This window comes from Agrobacterium sp. MCAB5 (genome assembly GCF_052114365.1).
Lineage (GTDB): Bacteria > Pseudomonadota > Alphaproteobacteria > Rhizobiales > Rhizobiaceae > Agrobacterium > Agrobacterium tumefaciens.
On record NZ_JBFREP010000007.1, the window covers coordinates 84,482 to 101,333 of the forward strand.

The following is a 16,852-nucleotide window of genomic DNA, read 5'->3' on the forward strand; positions in this document are numbered from 1 at the left end:
TTGCTCAGTTCATGCTCATGGCCGCAAGCCATTCGTCGATCCAGGCCTTGCGGTTCTTCGCCACCTCTTCCGGGTCCATCAGGAAGGTCTTCTGCGGTACGACGAGTTTGGAAAATGCCTCGGGCAGGGGCGTGGACGTTGCCGCGACCGGCATCATCCAGTTGTTTTCCGGAATGGCATCCTGAAATCCTGATGTGAGCGTGAAAGCGAGGAACTGCTTCGCCAGTTCCTTGTGCGGCGCGTTTTTGAGAAGGCCGGAAACCTCGATCTGGATGTAGTGCCCCTCGGAAAAACCCGCGGCCTGATAGCGATCCGTCTTTTCCGAGACCATGTGATAGGCAGGCGACGTGGTGTAGGAAAGCACCATCGGCACCTCACCCTTGGTGAAAAGGCCATAGGATTCCGACCAGCCCGGCGTGACGGTTAGAATGCGCTTCCGGAGCTTCGCCCAGGCTTCCGGTGCCTTGTCGCCGTAAACGGACTTCACCCAGAGCAGCAGGCCAAGCCCCGGCGTGGAGGTGCGCGGGTCCTGAATGGCGATTTTCTGTGAAGGATCGCCGTCCACCAGATCCTTCAGGCTCGTCGGCGGATTTTTTATCGTCTGCGTGTCATAGACAACGGCGAAATGACCGTAGTCGTAAGGGACGAAAACGTCGTCCTTGTAACCGCCCGGCACCTTGGCCGCCGATGCATCGATACCGCTGATATCGAAGAGGCCGGTCTGTTTCCCTTCCGCGACCAGATTGGTGTCGAGACCAACAACGACATCCGCCTTCGACGCCGCCCCTTCAAGCTTCAGGCGGTTGAGCAGCGCCACGCCATCCGCCACACCGACGAAATTGACCGTGCAATTGCACACTTTCTCGAAGGCCTCTTTCACCTTGGGGCCGGGACCCCATTCGGAAACGAAGCTTTCATAGGTGTAGACGGTCAGTTCCTGTCTGTCCTGAGCAGTGGCAAGACCGGGCAGAAACAACGAAACGGCAACGAGGGAATTCAGGAAAAGACGACGGCGCACGGGTATCTCCTCAAAAAACGAAAAGGGAAATAGCCGCTTGCCTTAAGCCGTCTAATCCCTCCGCCGGTATGAACCGGATCAGGTTCTTCGGGTTGGCAAGCCTCTCAGCCTTTTGCACGCAAGCACAAAAGACACCCCGTTAGATCAAGATGATGATGTAGTCCCGCTGTCTCTGATTGGCAAGATGGCTGCCGTCAGGCCTGCTGCACCATGTGCACCAGTTCCCAGACATGGCCGTCGGGATCCTGAAAACTACCGGCATACATGAAACCGTGATCCTGAACCGGTTTCCAGGTGTTGCCACCGGAGGCAAGCGCCGTTTCGATCATCCGGTCGATTTCCTCACGGCTTCCCGCTGTGAGACAGGTCAGGACCTCGGTGCTGCGTGTGGCGTCGGCGATATCGCCATTGATGAAATCGCGAAAACGCTCCTCCTGAAGAAGCATCACGAAGATGTTCTCCTCAACGATCATGCAGAGCGTGCGGTCATCCGAATATTCCGGATTGAAGGTGAAACCGAGAGCCGTGAAGAAGCTTCTCGATGTCTCGATATTCTTGACCGGCAGATTGACGAAGATCATGCGCATTTTCTGAACTCCTCCGAACCCGCACAGGAAACGGCAATTCCGCCTCCCTGTCAAAGGTGGATGAGACCTCAGTCAAGAAATCGCGACCAAGTCACCCTTCAATTTCTTCGCGCAGCATCTCCAACTCCAGCCATTCCTCTTCCATGGCTTCGAGCTTTTCGCGCAGCTTCGTCATTTCCTGCGCCAGCGTATTGAAGGTAGCCGGGTCCTTGGTGAACAGATTGGGGTCGGCCATGCGCTGCTCACGCTTGGCGATTTCGCCCTGCGCCTTCTCCATCTCCTTTGGAAGGTTTTCGAGCGCAAATTTTTGCTTGAAGGAAAGCTTGCCCTTGGCCTTTGAGGGGTCCTGCGACGCGGAGGCGGAAGGGGCGGTCTTTGCCTTTTCCTGCTTCTCCGCCTTGCGCTTTTCTTCTGCGGCACCCTTGCGTTGCGCCATCATGTCCGAATAGCCGCCGGCATATTCGATCCAGCGTCCATCCGGCTGGTCCGGATTGGCGGGCGCGATTGTGGAGGTGACGGTACGGTCGAGGAAGTCGCGGTCGTGGCTGACGAGAATGACCGTGCCGGAAAAGCCCGCAACGATTTCCTGCAAAAGATCGAGCGTTTCGATATCGAGATCGTTGGTCGGCTCGTCAAGGATCAGCAGGTTGGTAGGCCGCGCCAGAATGCGCGCAAGAATAAGACGGGCGCGCTCACCACCGGAGAGGTTGCGGATGGGCGTGCGGGCCTGTTCCGGCTGGAACAGGAAGTCCTTCATGTAACCCGTCACATGTTTCAACTCGCCATTGACCAGCAAATTGTCGCCGCGACCGTCGGTGAGGTAATGAGCGAGCGTATCGTTTGGATTGAGATCTTCACGCTTCTGGTCAAGCGTCGCGATTTCCAGATTGGTGCCGAGCTTTACCGTGCCGCTATCGGGCTGAAGCTGGCCGGTCAGCATCTTCAAAAGCGTTGTCTTGCCGGCACCGTTCGGCCCGACGAGACCGATGCAATCACCGCGATGCACCCGCAGCGAAAACGGCGCGATGATCACGCGCTCGCCGTAAGACTTGGTGATTGCGTCTGCCTCGATGACCAGTTTGCCGGATTCCCGCACCTCCGCAGCCGTCGCCTGCACGCTGCCCTGCGGTCCCTTGTGGCCGCGATAGTCCGCACGCATTGCCTGAAGCTCGCCCACGCGGCGCATGTTGCGCTTGCGTCTCGCGGTCACGCCGTAACGCATCCAGTGTTCTTCACGCTCGATGGCCTTGCCGAGCTTGTGCTGCTCCAGCTCTTCCTCTTCCAGCACCTTGTCGCGCCATTCCTCGAAATGCGCAAAACCGCGATTGAGACGACGGGACTGGCCGCGATCCAGCCACACTGTCGAGGTCGAAACCTTCTCCAGAAAACGCCTGTCGTGCGAGATCAGCACCAGCGCGCTACGCGTCTGCTGCAACTCGCCTTCAAGCCATTCGATGGTGGGCAAGTCCAGATGGTTGGTCGGCTCGTCCAGCATGAGAATATCGGGTTCAGGCGCCATGACGCGGGCAAGGGCCGCACGCCGCGCTTCGCCGCCGGACAGGCTATCCGGATGTTCCTGTCCCGTCAGGCCCAGATGCTCGAGAATATAGGTAACGCGATAGGGATCGTCGCCAGGTCCCAGCCCCGACTCGGCATAGGCCTGCACGGTGTCGTAACCGGCAAAATCCGGCGCCTGTTCCAGATAACGGATGGTGGCGGAGGGGTGACGGAAAACCTCGCCCGACTGCGCCTCGACCAGACCGGCGGCGATCTTCATCAGGGTCGACTTGCCCGAACCGTTGCGTCCGACAAGGCAGATGCGGTCGCCCGGCTCCACCTGAAGATTGGCGCCGTCGAGCAGCGGGGTCACGCCGAAGGTCAGCTTGATGTCATCGAGTTTCAAAATTGGGGGTGCCAAGGCGTCAGGCTCCGGTCAGATCATAAGGGCGGGCGAGCACGATGGCTTTTCCGCTTTTCAGCGAGAAATGCACAGGGCCGCCATTCGCGACATTGGAAATAGTTCGGGAAGAGCCGAAAGCAAGCGGGAAATCCTTGAGAGGATAACGCACATTGCCGATATCGAGCCCCACAAGGTCGGTAAACCCGGCAACGGAAAATAGCGCACCGGGAGGCAGATCAAGATCGAACGACCCCGCCAGCAGCGGGCGGGCCTCCTCTTCGCCGGAGGTCAGCGTAACGTTGAGACCACGCTCAGTAAGCGCCACCGCGTAAAGAAGGTGCTGAAGTGCGTGGTCGCTTCTCGCTCCACCAAGCGCACCGGCAAGCACCAGAGAACGCGCGCCGCGGGCAAGGGCCTCCGACACCGCAATTTCGCCATCGGTCACAGCCTTTGCAGCGGGATAGGGCTGTCGCACCACATCGGGCCAGGCGTCCAGCAGGTCCTTGTCGGTGGAATCGAAATCCCCCACCCAGAGCTCGGGTGTGAGCCCGAGCGGTGCGGCATGGCGCATGCCGCCATCGGCCGCAATCACACGGCTACCCTCAACCGCCGCTTTGAGGCGGTCGGTAACGGTGACATCGCCGCCAAGCAGAATGGTGAAGCGTTCTCTATCCATGCCCTGCCTTATCGCACCTCAGGCAAAAATGGAAAGGCAGAAACCCGATGAAATCAGCCGATATTGATTTTCGTCGGCTTCGGGATTATGAAACGCCTCAGTGGTGATTTGCCGACCGGCTTGCAGCCACTTTAAAGAAGTCGCTAAAGGGTCGAGGAAAAGGGTAATTTCCTGGGACCGGCTGCGATTTCGCTGCCGGTTTTTTTGTTTTCGCAACGTTCTTTACGTCATCCGAAAAGAGAGTTCGACATGCCGATCAAGATTCCCGATACGCTTCCCGCCTTCGACACCCTCGTTCATGAGGGCGTGCGGGTCATGACAGAAACGGCGGCCATCCGGCAGGATATCCGCCCGCTCCAGATCGGGCTTCTCAATCTCATGCCGAACAAGATCAAGACGGAAGTGCAGATGGCGCGCCTCGTCGGTGCATCGCCGCTGCAGGTGGAGTTTTCGCTGATCCGCATTGGCGGCCATCGTGCCAAGAATACGCCGGAAGAGCACCTTCTGTCCTTCTATGAGACATGGGAGGAAGTGCGACACCGCAAGTTCGACGGTTTCATCATCACAGGCGCGCCCATCGAGATGCTTGATTATGAAGACGTGACCTACTGGAACGAGATGCAAAAGATTTTCGACTGGACGCAAACCAACGTCCATTCGACGCTGAACGTCTGCTGGGGCGCGATGGCCGCCATCTACCATTTCCATGGTGTGCCGAAATACGAACTGAAGGAAAAGGCTTTCGGTGTCTATCGTCACCGCAATCTCTGCCCCTCGTCGATATATCTCAACGGTTTTTCCGACGACTTTCAGGTTCCGGTATCACGCTGGACGGAAGTGCGCCGCGCCGACATCGAAAAACACCCGGAACTCGAAATCCTGATGGAGTCAGAGGAAATGGGCGTATGTCTGGTGCATGAAAAAGAGGGCAACCGCCTCTATATGTTCAACCACGTCGAATATGATTCAACCTCGCTTTCGGATGAATATTTCCGCGATGTGAACTCGGGCGTTCCAATCAAGCTGCCGCATGATTATTTTCCGCACAATGATCCGGAGCTTGCCCCGCTCAACCGCTGGCGCAGCCATGCCCATCTGTTTTTCGGCAACTGGATCAACGAGATATATCAGACGACGCCTTATGACCTCGAAGCAATCGGCAAACTAGCGGCGTAAATTGCGGGATTGCGAATTGCCGGAAAATGACGCAACGTCCGCCGGCAATTCAAAGATATTGGGAGAATGACGCAATGAGCGACGCGGCGGCACGGGAGAATTTTGGTTTCACGGCAACCGGCGAAAAGGTTGAGCGCGTCACCATCTCGAGGGGCGGGCTGACGGCCAAGGTTATCACCTGGGGCGCCGTCATTCAGGACCTGCGCCTCGATGGGCACCAGCCGCCGCTCGTTCTCGGCTTCGATACATTCGAGGACTACAAATATTCATCCTATTTCGGCGCCACACCCGGCCGCAACGCCAACCGTATCGGTGACGGAAAATTCTCGATCGACGGGCACGAATACCAGCTGGAACTGAACGAAAAAGGCGTCAGCCACCTGCATGGCGGCAGCGACGGCATGGGCAAACGTAACTGGATGCTGATGGAACACGGCGAAAGCCATGCGGTTCTGCAGATCATCGATCCCGACGGCCGCGCCGGTTATCCCGGCAATTGCACGGTGACCGCGACCTATACGATCCGCGACGGCGGCGTGCTTTCGGTGGTCTATGAAACGGTGACTGACCAACCGACCATCGCCAATATCTGCCAGCATTCCTATTTCAACCTCGACGGTGCTGATACCGCACTTGGACATGAGATCAGCATCGCCGCTGACTTTTATCTGCCAACCAACGACAAACAGATCCCGACAGGCGAAATCCGCTCTGTCGAAGGCACCGTCTTCGACCTGCGCCACCCGACGCCGATGCGGCGAACGGAGGATGGCGAGCAGGTGCTCTACGACCACAATTTCTGCCTTTCGCCCGAGCGTCGCGCCAAGCGCAAGGTTGCCCGCGCCTATTCGCCCGCCTCCGACATTGCCCTTGAGGTTCACACCACCGAACCCGGCGTGCAATTTTATTCAGCCTTCAAGCTGAATGTTCCCGTTCCGGGCCTCGATGGCCGCCATTACGGGCCCTTTGCCGGTTTCTGTCTGGAAACGCAGATATGGCCGGATGCCGTCAATCATCCCGATTTCCCCTACGCGATCCTGCGTCCCGGCGAGACCCTGCGTCAGGAAACCGACTATATTTTCAAGAAGGGTTGAGGCGGCGGGCTGGGCTCAGTCCAGCACGCATCCCACATAACCGCCCGATGCTCGGGCACGCCGTTCGATAAGGCCGGCAAGCCGTTGCAAACCACGCCCCGGCTTGCTGGCAACGCGATCGATGGGATTGGGCAGGGAAACGGCAAGCAGTGCCGCTTGGCGGGAGCTGAGCTTTGCCGCCGGTACCTTGAAATGGTGCTGTGCTGCGGCCTCGATGCCGTAAATGCCGGGTCCCCATTCCGCAACGTTGAGATAAATCTCCATCATCCGTTTTTTGGACCAGACGAAATCGGCAGCAATCGCCAGCGGCAACTCCAGCCCCTTGCGCAAGAACGAGCGACCGTTCCAGAGGAACAGGTTCTTGGCCGTCTGCATGGGAATGGTGCTGGCGCCACGGGTGGACGCGCCTTCGAGCGCATTGTTGACCACGGATTGCATCTGGTTCCAGTCAACGCCGCCGTGGAAACAGAATTGTCCGTCCTCGGACATCATTACGGATTGCACAAGGCGCGGCGAAATATCCTCGAGCGGCACCCAGCGCCGGTCATAACCCTGAAGTGTCACCAGATCGGCAAGCATCAGCGTCGAGACCGGCCGCATGAAAGGCAGGGCGTAAACCGGGATCAGCAGATAGGGCAGGATCAGCAACGCCAGCAAGGTCATGATGATACGCTTTGCCAACGTGCGAAAATCCACCTTCGGACTGCTCCGGTCTTCCGCCAGCACGGCGTAATCTGCGTCGCTTTCAGGCGTACTGCTCAATATTCGTCAAAGCCCCGCACCAATCGAAGCCTTTCATATTCCATTGCCGCCTTCAAGGCGAGTCCGGTCAAACAGTTGACCTCAGGAATCACGAAAAGGTTGCCTGGCCCCGCGCGCCATGCCAAAGAGCGCGGCATGGACGCTCAGATGACGAATTTCGAAACGAAGCTGCGCGATAACGCGGCACAGACCGAATCCCTGCTTGGTCGCCTGCTTTCCGCAGAGGCGCGTGCGGATGAGATTATGCGCCCGCAAAACCTGCTCGACGCCATGCGTCACGGTGTGCTGAACGGCGGCAAACGCCTGCGGCCCTTCCTCGTCATAGAAAGCACGGCCTTGCTCGGCGGAAATGCCGAAGCAGCCCATCATGTCGGTGCCGCGCTGGAATGCCTGCATTGTTACTCGCTGGTGCACGACGATCTGCCAGCGATGGATGACGACGACCTGCGCCGCGGCCAGCCGACAGTGCACCGCAAATTCGACGAGGCGACCGCCATTCTCGCAGGCGACAGCCTGCTGACACTCGCCTTCGACATTATCGCATCGGACGAAAATCCTCTTGAGGCAGACCGCAAGGCGGCTCTCGTGCTCTCGCTCGCCCGCGCGTCGGGTATCGGCGGCATGGCGGGCGGTCAGGCGCTCGATCTGGCTGCGGAAAAGAACGCACCTGATGAGACCGGCATTATTACATTGCAGGCTATGAAAACCGGTGCGCTGCTTAGATTCGCCTGCGAGGCAGGCGCGATCATCGCCGGCAGCGATGTTTCCGAAAGACAAAGACTGCGCCTCTTCGGTGAAAAGATCGGCCTTGCCTTCCAGCTTGCCGACGATCTCCTGGATCTGACCGCCGATGCCGCCACCATGGGCAAGGCAACCGGCAAGGATGCCGCGCGCGGCAAGGGAACGCTGGTGGCACTACGCGGTGAAGACTGGGCGCGCCTCAAGCTTCAGGAACAGGTGGCGGAAGCCTCCGAACTTCTGGCCCCCTACGGCGAAAAGGCCGCGATACTCATCGCGGCCGCCAGATTCATCGCCGAACGGAAAAGCTGAGCCGGTTTCCCGGCTCACCGTTTTTCAGCCAATCAGCCCTTGAGCGGCGAAATCAGCACTTCGACGCGACGGTTCTGGGCGCGGCCATCCGGCGTTGCGTTCGAAGCGATCGGCTGCGAGGGGCCGAAGCCGAGCGTCGAAATACGGCGCTGGTCGACGCCGCGTGCGCCGAGATAGTTTGCAACAGACGCCGCACGACGCTCGGAAAGCGCCTGGTTGTGCTGCTGGCTGCCGGTGGAGTCGGTATGGCCGTTGATGTCGATGAGCGTGCGGTTGAACTTGTTCAGCACGATGGCGACGGAATCGAGTGTCTGATAGAAAGGCGGGATGACCTGATCCTGATCCGTCGCGAAGGTGATGTTCGACGGCATGTTGAGAACGATGCTGTCGCCACGGCGGCTAACGGAAACGCCAGTGCCCTGAAGCTGGGCGCGAAGCTCGGATTCCTGACCATCCATGTAATTGCCGATTGCGCCACCGGCGAGTGCACCGATGCCGGCGCCGATGAGGGCTGCGTTGCGGCGACCGACCGGCGAACCGCCGACAGCCAGACCACCGAGAGCACCGACGACAGCGCCGATACCAGCGCCGCCCGCCGTGTTCGACATCTTCTGCTCACCCGTATAGGGATCGGTGGTGGTGCACGCGGAAAGATAGGTCCCGCAAAGGGCAACGATCGCGATTTTTTTGATCATGTGTTTTGATGCTCCGAAGGGTTCAGGCGGTATGACAGTGGAATTTCGGCATTTTCACGGTAGTTTTTACTCCGCCGCATCTTTCCGGCCAAAACGCTTTTCGATGTAATCGATCACAAGCGCTTCAAAATCCGCGGCGATGTTGGGACCGCGCAGGGTGAGCGCCTTCTCGCCATCGATGAAGATCGGTGCAGCGGGGCTTTCGCCGGTTCCAGGCAGTGAAATGCCGATATCGGCATGTTTGCTTTCGCCGGGGCCATTAACGATGCAGCCCATGACAGCAACATTGAGCGCTTCCACACCGGGATACTTTTCACGCCAGATCGGCATGTTCTTGCGAATGTCATTCTGGATATTCTGGGCAAGTTCCTGAAAGACGGTAGAGGTGGTGCGCCCGCAGCCGGGACATGCCGCAACCACCGGAATGAACTGGCGGAAACCCATGACCTGCAGCAATTCCTGCGCCACCTGCACCTCGCGGGTGCGGTCGCCGTTCGGCTCCGGCGTCAGCGAGACGCGGATCGTGTCGCCAATACCGTGCTGCAGCACATAACCCATGGCGGCAGACGAGGCGACGATGCCCTTGGAACCCATGCCGGCTTCGGTAAGACCGAGATGCAGTGCATGGTTGGAGCGTTCCGACAGCATCGAATAAACGGCAATCAGGTCCTGTACCTGGCTGACCTTGGCAGACAGGATGATGCGGTTGCGCGGCAGGCCGATTTCTTCGGCAAGCTCTGCGGAAATCAGTGCCGACTGGACGATGGCTTCGCGGGTGACCTGACGGGCAGAGAGCGGAAAACCCTCCTCCTTGTTCTTGTCCATCAGCGTCGTCAGCAATTCCTGGTCAAGCGATCCCCAGTTCACACCGATGCGAACCGGCTTGTCATAACGGATCGCCATTTCGACGATTTCGCCGAACTGCTTGTCCTTCTTGTCCTTGAAGCCGACATTGCCGGGATTGATGCGGTATTTCGCCAGTGCTTCGGCACAGGCCGGATGATCGGCCAGAAGCTTGTGGCCGATATAGTGGAAATCGCCAATCAGCGGCACGTCCATGCCAAGGCGCAGCAGCCGTTCGCGGATTTTCGGCACAGCGGCAGCGCTCTCATCGCGATCGACGGTGATGCGCACCATTTCAGAACCGGCCTGGAAGAGTGCCGCCACCTGCTGCACGGTGGCGTCGATATCCGCCGTGTCGGTATTGGTCATGGATTGTACGACGACAGGCGCACCGCCACCCACGATGACGCCCCCTACGTCGACGGCAACGGATGCACGGCGGGGCTTTGGATCGTAGTCGGCGTGTGACGTCATGGCGGTCTCTGGAGCTTGCGGCAAGGTCTGGCAATTGAGGTGAAACAAGGGGGCCTGCTTGTCAACACCCAACGCATAAGAGCTTCTACTTTACCGCAATCATGGCAAAATTCGAGACGCCTATTCCTTGCCCGCACCATCCGCATGCCGGGCGAGCCGCGAAAGTAGCAAAACCACCACATGCAACAACGGCAGAGCGAGAAATACGCTGGCGAGGCCGGTATGTTCGGCAATGAAGCCGATGGCCGAGGGTGCTACCAGAATCCCGGAATAACCCATGGTGGTGACGACCGACAGGCCGATGCCGGGTGCCAATCCCGGCATGTTCCCCGCCGCCGAAAAGGCGATCGGCACCATGTTGGAAATACCGATGCCGGCAATCGCGAAGCCGATGATCACAAACGTGGAATTTCCCGCAAGACCCGCAATCAGAAGGCCCGCAATCGACATGACCGAGCAGAACCGCAGGGTATTGACCGCGCCGAACCGGTCGCGCACCAGATCGCCGGCAAAACGCATGGCCGCCATGGTCATGGAAAAGGCCGCGAAAGCGAAACCGGACTGGGACACGGAAGCGCCGAGTTCATTGCGCAGATAAAGGGCACCCCAATCGAGGATCGCGCCTTCCGGAATCATCGAAAACAGCGCCATCAGACCGATAATCCACGGCAAGGGCGTCAGCGGCAAGCGACCTTTCGGACGCTCCTCCTCGGCATGCGGGCGATCCGCAAGAACGCGCGGCCACGCGACGACGAGCAAAACAAGGGCGATGACCGTCAACGCGATCGCATGCCCCTGCACGCCAATGGCCGTGATGAGATAGCCGCCAAGACCGGCACCGATCAGGCCGCCCAGGCTCCAGAAAGCATGGCACGACGACATGATGGCGCGGCGCATGTCACGCTCGACCGCCACCGCATTGGCGTTCATGGCGACATCCATCGCCCCTGTCAGCCCGCCGAACAGGAAAACCGCAATCACACCTGCCCAGATCGTGTCTGCCCAGGAGATGAAAAGCAGTGTCGGCAAGAAAATAGCCGCACTCGCAAGGCTGACCGTTCGCGATCCGAAACGGGCGATCTGGGAACCGGCGATCGGCATGAAAACCAGCGAGCCGACGCCGAAAACCAGAATGATCAGGCCAAGCGCACTTTCACTGAGGGATAACCGCGCCGCAAATTCCGGTATTTTGGGCGCCCACGATCCCATCATGAAACCGTTCATCAAAAACAGCAGGGATACACCGAGCCTGTGCCGCGTCAGATAGGACGAGCGCTTGACCGTCGGCGAAAATGTCGTGGGGCCGTTCATCGGTAATATCCTTCAGACTTGACCGTGAGAGAGTTGGACGGCGTCATCGCCGCCGAAATGAACTTGTACGCCTTTAGCCGACAGCGCCTCGACCAATGTGCGGTCGGCGTCATGTTCCAGCACCAGGGAAAGAGGCGGAGAAAAGTCGTGCACGTGAAACGCCGCCTTGTGGCCCAGCTTTTCCGTGGTGATGGCGGCAACAATCCGCTGGCTGGCGCTGCAGGCAAGCCGCTTGAACACGGCATCCTCGAAAATATCCGCCGACAGGCCGGTCTCAGCCGCAACACCGCAAACGCCAAGAATACACAGCTCGGGCCGCATCAGCTCGAGTTGCCGCAACGCCATGGCGTCGATGGCCGCACCGACGGCCGGATCGACCTTGCCGCCGATCATGATCAAAGCGATATCGGCGCGCCCCGTGAGTTCAGCGGCAATAGCAGGCGTATTCGTTACCACCGTCAATTTGAGACCGGCGGGGATAGCCCTTGCGATGGCCAGATTGGTGGAGCCGGCATCGATGAAGACGACCATGCCCGGCTCAAGCAGCGGAATTGCTGCGAGCGCCAACGAAGCCTTGCGATCGGCATCCTCGGTGATCCGTGTCTTCAGCGGCACCGTCTTGTTATCGGAAAGCAACGCCCCGCCATAGACGCGCAGACACTCCCCGCGCGCCGCCATATCCCGCAGATCCCGGCGGACCGTATCTTCCGAAACGCCGAAATTCTGGGCCAGATCCTGCGCAAGCACGCGGCCGCTTTGCCGCAACTGTGCAAGGATGAGCGCCTGCCGCTCGCTGACAAAATGATCGCTCATCGGGACTCATGCATAAACAGGAATAAACGTGCACAAACATGCATATTTGAGTTTTAGCGAAGGTGCAACAGCAAAACGCCCGCCGGGAGGGCGGGCGTTTATAACGAAAGACAAAATATCGGGGCTAGCGATGCCGTGTGGGCATCATTCCGCGTAGGCGATCAGCAGATCCTTTGCGTCGATCTGGTCACCCGGGCGCACGAGAACCTCGGCGACCTTGCCATCGCGTTCGGCGTGAAGCGCGGTTTCCATCTTCATGGCCTCGATGGAGAGCAGCACGTCGCCGGCCTTGACCTCCTGACCCTGGTTGATGAAGACGCGGCTGATCACGCCCGGCATCGGCGCACCAATATGTGTGCCATTGCCGAGTTCCGCTTTGCGGCGCACCGCAGAGCCGGATGCGCCATGAGCGCGATCCGGCACCTTGATGCGGCGCGGCTGGCCGTTGATCTCGAAGAACACCGTCACCATGCCCTTATCGTCAGTGCCGGAAGAGGCTTGATTGACGATGACCAGCGTTTTGCCGCGCTCGATATCGGCAAACAGCTCTTCACCGTCCTCCATGCCGTAGAAATACGCATGGGTGGGAAGCACGGAAACCGGACCGTAGGTCTCGGATGTCAGCGCGAAATCGGTGAACACCTTCGGATACATCAGATAGGATGCGAATTCGAAGTCGTTCACGGAACGCTCGAGTTTGGTCTCGATCGCCTTTCTCTCAGCATCGAGATCGGCATCCGGCAGCAATGAGCCGGGACGAACCGTATAGGGCGCGTCACCCTTCAGCGCCTTTTTCTGCAGGGCTTCCGGCCAGCCGCCTGGCGACTGTCCAAGATCGCCCTTCAGCATCGAAACCACCGAGTCCGGGAAGGACACTTCGCGATCAGGATTTTCCACGTCGGCGACCGTCAGATCCTGGCTCACCATCATCAGCGCCATATCGCCGACAACCTTGGAGGACGGCGTGACCTTGACGATATCGCCGAACATCCGGTTGGCGTCGGCATAGGCCTGCGCGACCTCGTGCCAGCGGCTCTCAAGACCGAGCGAGCGCGCCTGCTCCTTGAGATTGGTGAATTGCCCACCGGGCATTTCATGCAGATAGACTTCCGAGGCAGGGCCCTTCAGATCGCTTTCGAAAGCCGCATACTGGTTACGCGCCGACTCCCAGTAGAACGAGATGCGGCGGATCCATTCGGTATCGAGACCGGTATCGCGTTCCGATCCGGCCAGCGCTTCCACGATGGAACCGAGGCAGGGCTGGGACGTGTTGCCCGAAAGCGCATCCATGGCGGCATCCACCGCATCCACGCCCGCATCGACGGCGGCAAGCACGGTCGCAGCCGCAATGCCGGATGTGTCATGCGTGTGGAAATGGATAGGCAGGCTGGTCGCCTCCCTAAGCGCCTTGAACAGCACCTTGGCAGCGGCAGGCTTCAGAAGTCCCGCCATATCCTTGACGGCGATGATGTGCGCGCCTGCACGCTCCAGCTCGGCGGCGAGGTTGGTATAATATTTCAGGTCGTATTTTGGACGCGCGGAATTGAGGATATCGCCCGTGTAGCAGATGGCCGCTTCGCAGAGCTTGTTCTCCTCGGCGATCGCATCCATCGATACGCGCATATTCTCCACCCAGTTCAGGCAGTCGAACACGCGGAACAGGTCGATACCGCCCTTCGCAGCCTGACGGACGAAATATTTCACGACATTGTCTGGATAGTTCTTGTACCCGACGCCGTTCGCACCGCGCAGCAGCATTTGCAGCAGCAGGTTCGGCGCACCCTCGCGGATCAGCGCCAGGCGCTCCCACGGGTCTTCCGTCAGGAAGCGCATGGAAACGTCGAAAGTGGCGCCGCCCCAGCACTCCAGAGACAGAAGCTGCGGCAAGGCCTTGGCATAGACGCTTGCGACGCCGGCAATGTCATGGGTACGCATGCGCGTAGCCAGCAGCGACTGATGGCCGTCGCGCATCGTCGTGTCCGTTACCAGCACCCGCTTTTCGTTGCGCATCCAGTCGGCAAAGCCCTTCGGCCCCAGCCGGTCGAGCAATTGCTTGGTGCCATCAGGCGTCGGCGCATCGATATAGGGAACCACCGGCTGTGCCGCATTTGCCGGTGGCTTGACGCGGCCCTTGGTTTCCGGATGCCCGTTCACCGTCACATCGGCAAGATAGGTGAGCAGCTTCGTAGCGCGGTCCTGACGCTTGACCTGTGCAAACAGCTCCGGCGTCGAATCGATGAAGCGGGTCGTATAGGTGTTGTTGCGGAAACTCGCATGGCCAATGATGGCCTCGAGGAAGGTCAGGTTGGTCGCAACACCGCGAATTCGGAATTCGCGCAGCGCGCGGTCCATGCGGCTGATCGCTTCATCCGGCTGCGGCGCCCAGGCCGTTACCTTCACCAAAAGCGGATCGTAATAACGGGTAATGATCGCCCCCGAATAGGACGTCCCGCCATCCAGACGAATACCGAAGCCGGACGCCGAGCGGTACGCCGTTATACGGCCGTAGTCGGGAATGAAATTGTGCTCCGGGTCTTCCGTGGTGATACGGCACTGCAGCGCATGGCCGTTGAGGCGGATATCTTCCTGTTTAGGCACACCCGATTCCGGCGTGCCAATGGCGGCCCCTTCCAGAATATGGATTTGCGCTTTAACAATATCGATGCCGGTCACGACTTCGGTAACGGTATGCTCCACCTGAATGCGCGGATTGACCTCGATGAAGTAGAATTTGCCGGTATCGACATCCATCAGATATTCGACCGTGCCGGCGCCGATATAATTGGTCGCAGCCGCGATCTTTAAAGAATAGGCGGCCAGTTCCTGACGCTGCGCTTCGCTGAGATAGGGTGCCGGCGCGCGCTCAACCACTTTTTGATTGCGGCGCTGGATCGAACAATCGCGCTCGAACAGATGCACGACATTGCCATGGGTATCACCGAGAACCTGGCTCTCGACGTGGCGGGCGCGCTCGAGCAGCTTTTCGAGATAGACCTCGTCCTTGCCGAAAGCGGCCTTTGCCTCGCGCTTGGCCTCGGTGACCTCGCGTGCCAGATCCTCCTTTTTGCGGATGGCGCGCATGCCGCGACCGCCGCCGCCCCAGGAGGCCTTCAACATCACGGGATAACCGATCTCTTCGGCCAGCCGCTCCACCTCGGCCATATCGTCCGGCAGCGGCTTGGTTGCAGGAACAACGGGAACATTGACCGAGATCGCCAGATTGCGGGCGGCAACCTTGTTGCCGAGCTGGCGCATCGTATCCGCCGTCGGTCCGATGAAGGTGATGCCAGCCTTGTTACAGGCCTCAACGAATTCGGGGCTTTCGGACAAAAGGCCGTAACCGGGATGGATCGCGTCCGCGCCGGAAAGTCTGGCCACGCGGATGACCTCCTCAATCGAAAGATAGCTCTCGATCGGTCCCATATCCTTGGCGAGATGCGGACCCCTGCCGACCTGATAACTTTCATCCGCCTTGAAGCGGTGCAAAGACAGCTTGTCCTCTTCCGCCCAAATGGCGACGGTTTTTATCCCCAGCTCGTTCGCTGCCCGGAAAACTCGGATCGCAATTTCGGATCGGTTGGCAACAAGTATTTTCGATATTTTCAAGACGGTCTCCCCACACGCCAAAACAGAATTTCTGCTGCACTGCGGAATTAAGCAGCAAAACCCGGTCTTGAAAAGGGCAATTCGGGAGAGAAGCGTACTGTCGTAACTAGCTCAGCAAGCCGTTGCGAAAGGCGAGTGCTACAGTATGCTGCCTGTTCTTGGCGCTGAACCGACGCTGGATTCCATTGATATACCAGTCGACCGTGTGATTGGAGATCGATAGCTGGCGTCCAATTTCGGTTGAGGTCATGCCATCAGCCATCAGCGTCAGCACTTCCATTTCCCGCCTTGTAAGTTCAAGAGCGGAAACATTCGGCGCGTTGTTGAGGTTATGGACCTGACCTGAAAGATCGAGCAGACGCCAGAACACCGCGCGCGTGGCCGCATCCAGCAGCTCAACGTGCAACGAGGGCAATTGCCGGTCCTCGCCGCCAAGGAACACCGCGCCGATGAATCCCGCGCGCCCGTGCACCGGAAAGGCATACCCACCCTGCAGACCGTAACGGCCGGCATCGTGAAAAAACACATTCGCCCTTTTTCGATGCATCGCGCGGGGCAGGCCCTCAAGCGCCTCTTTCCACTGAAACGGCTTGTGCACCATGCCGATCACCTTACGGACGGGATCGACAAGATTATATTTCTTGGCGCGGTAGACCTCGATCCACCCTTCCGGGAGATGTTGTGCGAGAATCTGGCCGGTGGAAGCAAGCTCCCCGGTCATCCGCCGGCTGACGAGGAAATATTCGAAACCATATTCGCGAATAAGTGTTACAAATTCGGAGCGAACACGATCAGCGTTTCCCGCCTGGTAGCACGCAGAGATGAAGTGAAGAATATCATGCATAAA

General features: G+C 59.0%; 14 protein-coding genes and 2 riboswitches. Of the genes, 3 read left to right on the forward strand and 11 right to left on the reverse strand.

Annotated features, from left to right (window positions below):
* Positions 1–4: 4 nt before the first annotated feature.
* The 4 genes from thiB to AB4Z23_RS16825 all read right to left on the reverse strand — a co-directional run bounded on the left by thiB (position 5) and on the right by AB4Z23_RS16825 (position 4,181).
* Positions 5–1,018: a thiamine ABC transporter substrate binding subunit gene (gene thiB, locus AB4Z23_RS16810; RefSeq protein ID WP_441360355.1), complete on the reverse strand. Its 1,014-nt coding sequence runs from the start codon at positions 1,016–1,018 to the stop codon at positions 5–7.
* Positions 1,019–1,056: 38 nt separating this feature from the next.
* Positions 1,057–1,167, reverse strand: a riboswitch (TPP riboswitch).
* Positions 1,168–1,212: 45 nt separating this feature from the next.
* Entirely contained in the window at positions 1,213–1,605 is a 393-nt protein-coding gene (locus tag AB4Z23_RS16815; RefSeq protein WP_065705148.1) for a VOC family protein, read from the reverse strand.
* 91 nt (positions 1,606–1,696) lie between these two features.
* A complete protein-coding gene (locus AB4Z23_RS16820; RefSeq protein WP_421415111.1) occupies positions 1,697–3,523 on the reverse strand; it encodes an ABC-F family ATP-binding cassette domain-containing protein in 1,827 nt (608 codons plus the stop codon).
* Positions 3,524–3,527: 4 nt separating this feature from the next.
* Complete coding sequence (locus tag AB4Z23_RS16825; protein ID WP_025594605.1) at positions 3,528–4,181, reverse strand: thiamine diphosphokinase; 654 nt, start codon at positions 4,179–4,181, stop codon at positions 3,528–3,530.
* Positions 4,182–4,271: 90 nt separating this feature from the next.
* Positions 4,272–4,348, forward strand: a riboswitch (SAM riboswitch).
* An 82-nt stretch (positions 4,349–4,430) separates the two neighbouring features.
* Here AB4Z23_RS16825 and metA point away from each other — a divergent pair.
* Together metA and AB4Z23_RS16835 are read left to right on the forward strand one after the other, a co-directional pair.
* Positions 4,431–5,357, forward strand: a complete 927-nt coding sequence (gene metA / locus AB4Z23_RS16830) for a homoserine O-acetyltransferase MetA (protein WP_003516567.1) — start codon at positions 4,431–4,433, stop codon at positions 5,355–5,357.
* A 74-nt stretch (positions 5,358–5,431) separates the two neighbouring features.
* A complete protein-coding gene (locus AB4Z23_RS16835; RefSeq protein WP_025594609.1) occupies positions 5,432–6,451 on the forward strand; it encodes an aldose epimerase family protein in 1,020 nt (339 codons plus the stop codon).
* Positions 6,452–6,466: 15 nt separating this feature from the next.
* Here AB4Z23_RS16835 and mtgA read toward each other — a convergent pair whose 3' ends face one another.
* The gene (gene mtgA / locus AB4Z23_RS16840; RefSeq protein WP_003516563.1) at positions 6,467–7,213 is read right to left on the reverse strand and encodes a monofunctional biosynthetic peptidoglycan transglycosylase; all 747 of its coding nucleotides are present in this window, start codon (positions 7,211–7,213) and stop codon (positions 6,467–6,469) included.
* Between the two features lie 135 nt (positions 7,214–7,348).
* On the opposite strand from mtgA, the gene AB4Z23_RS16845 reads away from it, so the two are divergent.
* The gene (locus AB4Z23_RS16845; protein WP_421415116.1) at positions 7,349–8,263 is read left to right on the forward strand and encodes a polyprenyl synthetase family protein; all 915 of its coding nucleotides are present in this window, start codon (positions 7,349–7,351) and stop codon (positions 8,261–8,263) included.
* Between the two features lie 32 nt (positions 8,264–8,295).
* On the opposite strand, the gene AB4Z23_RS16850 is transcribed toward AB4Z23_RS16845, so the two are convergent.
* The 6 genes from AB4Z23_RS16850 to AB4Z23_RS16875 form a co-directional block, all read right to left on the reverse strand.
* On the reverse strand, positions 8,296–8,958 hold the full coding sequence (locus tag AB4Z23_RS16850) for an OmpA family protein (RefSeq protein ID WP_019566011.1): 663 nt from the start codon (positions 8,956–8,958) through the stop codon (positions 8,296–8,298).
* Between the two features lie 66 nt (positions 8,959–9,024).
* The gene (gene ispG / locus AB4Z23_RS16855) at positions 9,025–10,275 is read right to left on the reverse strand and encodes a flavodoxin-dependent (E)-4-hydroxy-3-methylbut-2-enyl-diphosphate synthase (protein WP_003516555.1); all 1,251 of its coding nucleotides are present in this window, start codon (positions 10,273–10,275) and stop codon (positions 9,025–9,027) included.
* A 120-nt stretch (positions 10,276–10,395) separates the two neighbouring features.
* Entirely contained in the window at positions 10,396–11,586 is a 1,191-nt protein-coding gene (locus AB4Z23_RS16860; protein ID WP_003516553.1) for an MFS transporter, read from the reverse strand.
* Positions 11,587–11,598: 12 nt separating this feature from the next.
* Positions 11,599–12,399 carry a DeoR/GlpR family DNA-binding transcription regulator gene (locus tag AB4Z23_RS16865; protein ID WP_174068673.1) on the reverse strand — a complete coding sequence of 267 codons (801 nt, stop codon included), beginning with the start codon at positions 12,397–12,399 and terminating at the stop codon, positions 11,599–11,601.
* A 144-nt stretch (positions 12,400–12,543) separates the two neighbouring features.
* On the reverse strand, positions 12,544–16,005 hold the full coding sequence (pyc, locus tag AB4Z23_RS16870; protein ID WP_038492474.1) for a pyruvate carboxylase: 3,462 nt from the start codon (positions 16,003–16,005) through the stop codon (positions 12,544–12,546).
* A gap of 106 nt (positions 16,006–16,111) precedes the next feature.
* A complete protein-coding gene (locus AB4Z23_RS16875) occupies positions 16,112–16,849 on the reverse strand; it encodes a LuxR family transcriptional regulator (RefSeq protein WP_003516548.1) in 738 nt (245 codons plus the stop codon).
* Between the last annotated feature and the right edge of the window lie 3 nt (positions 16,850–16,852).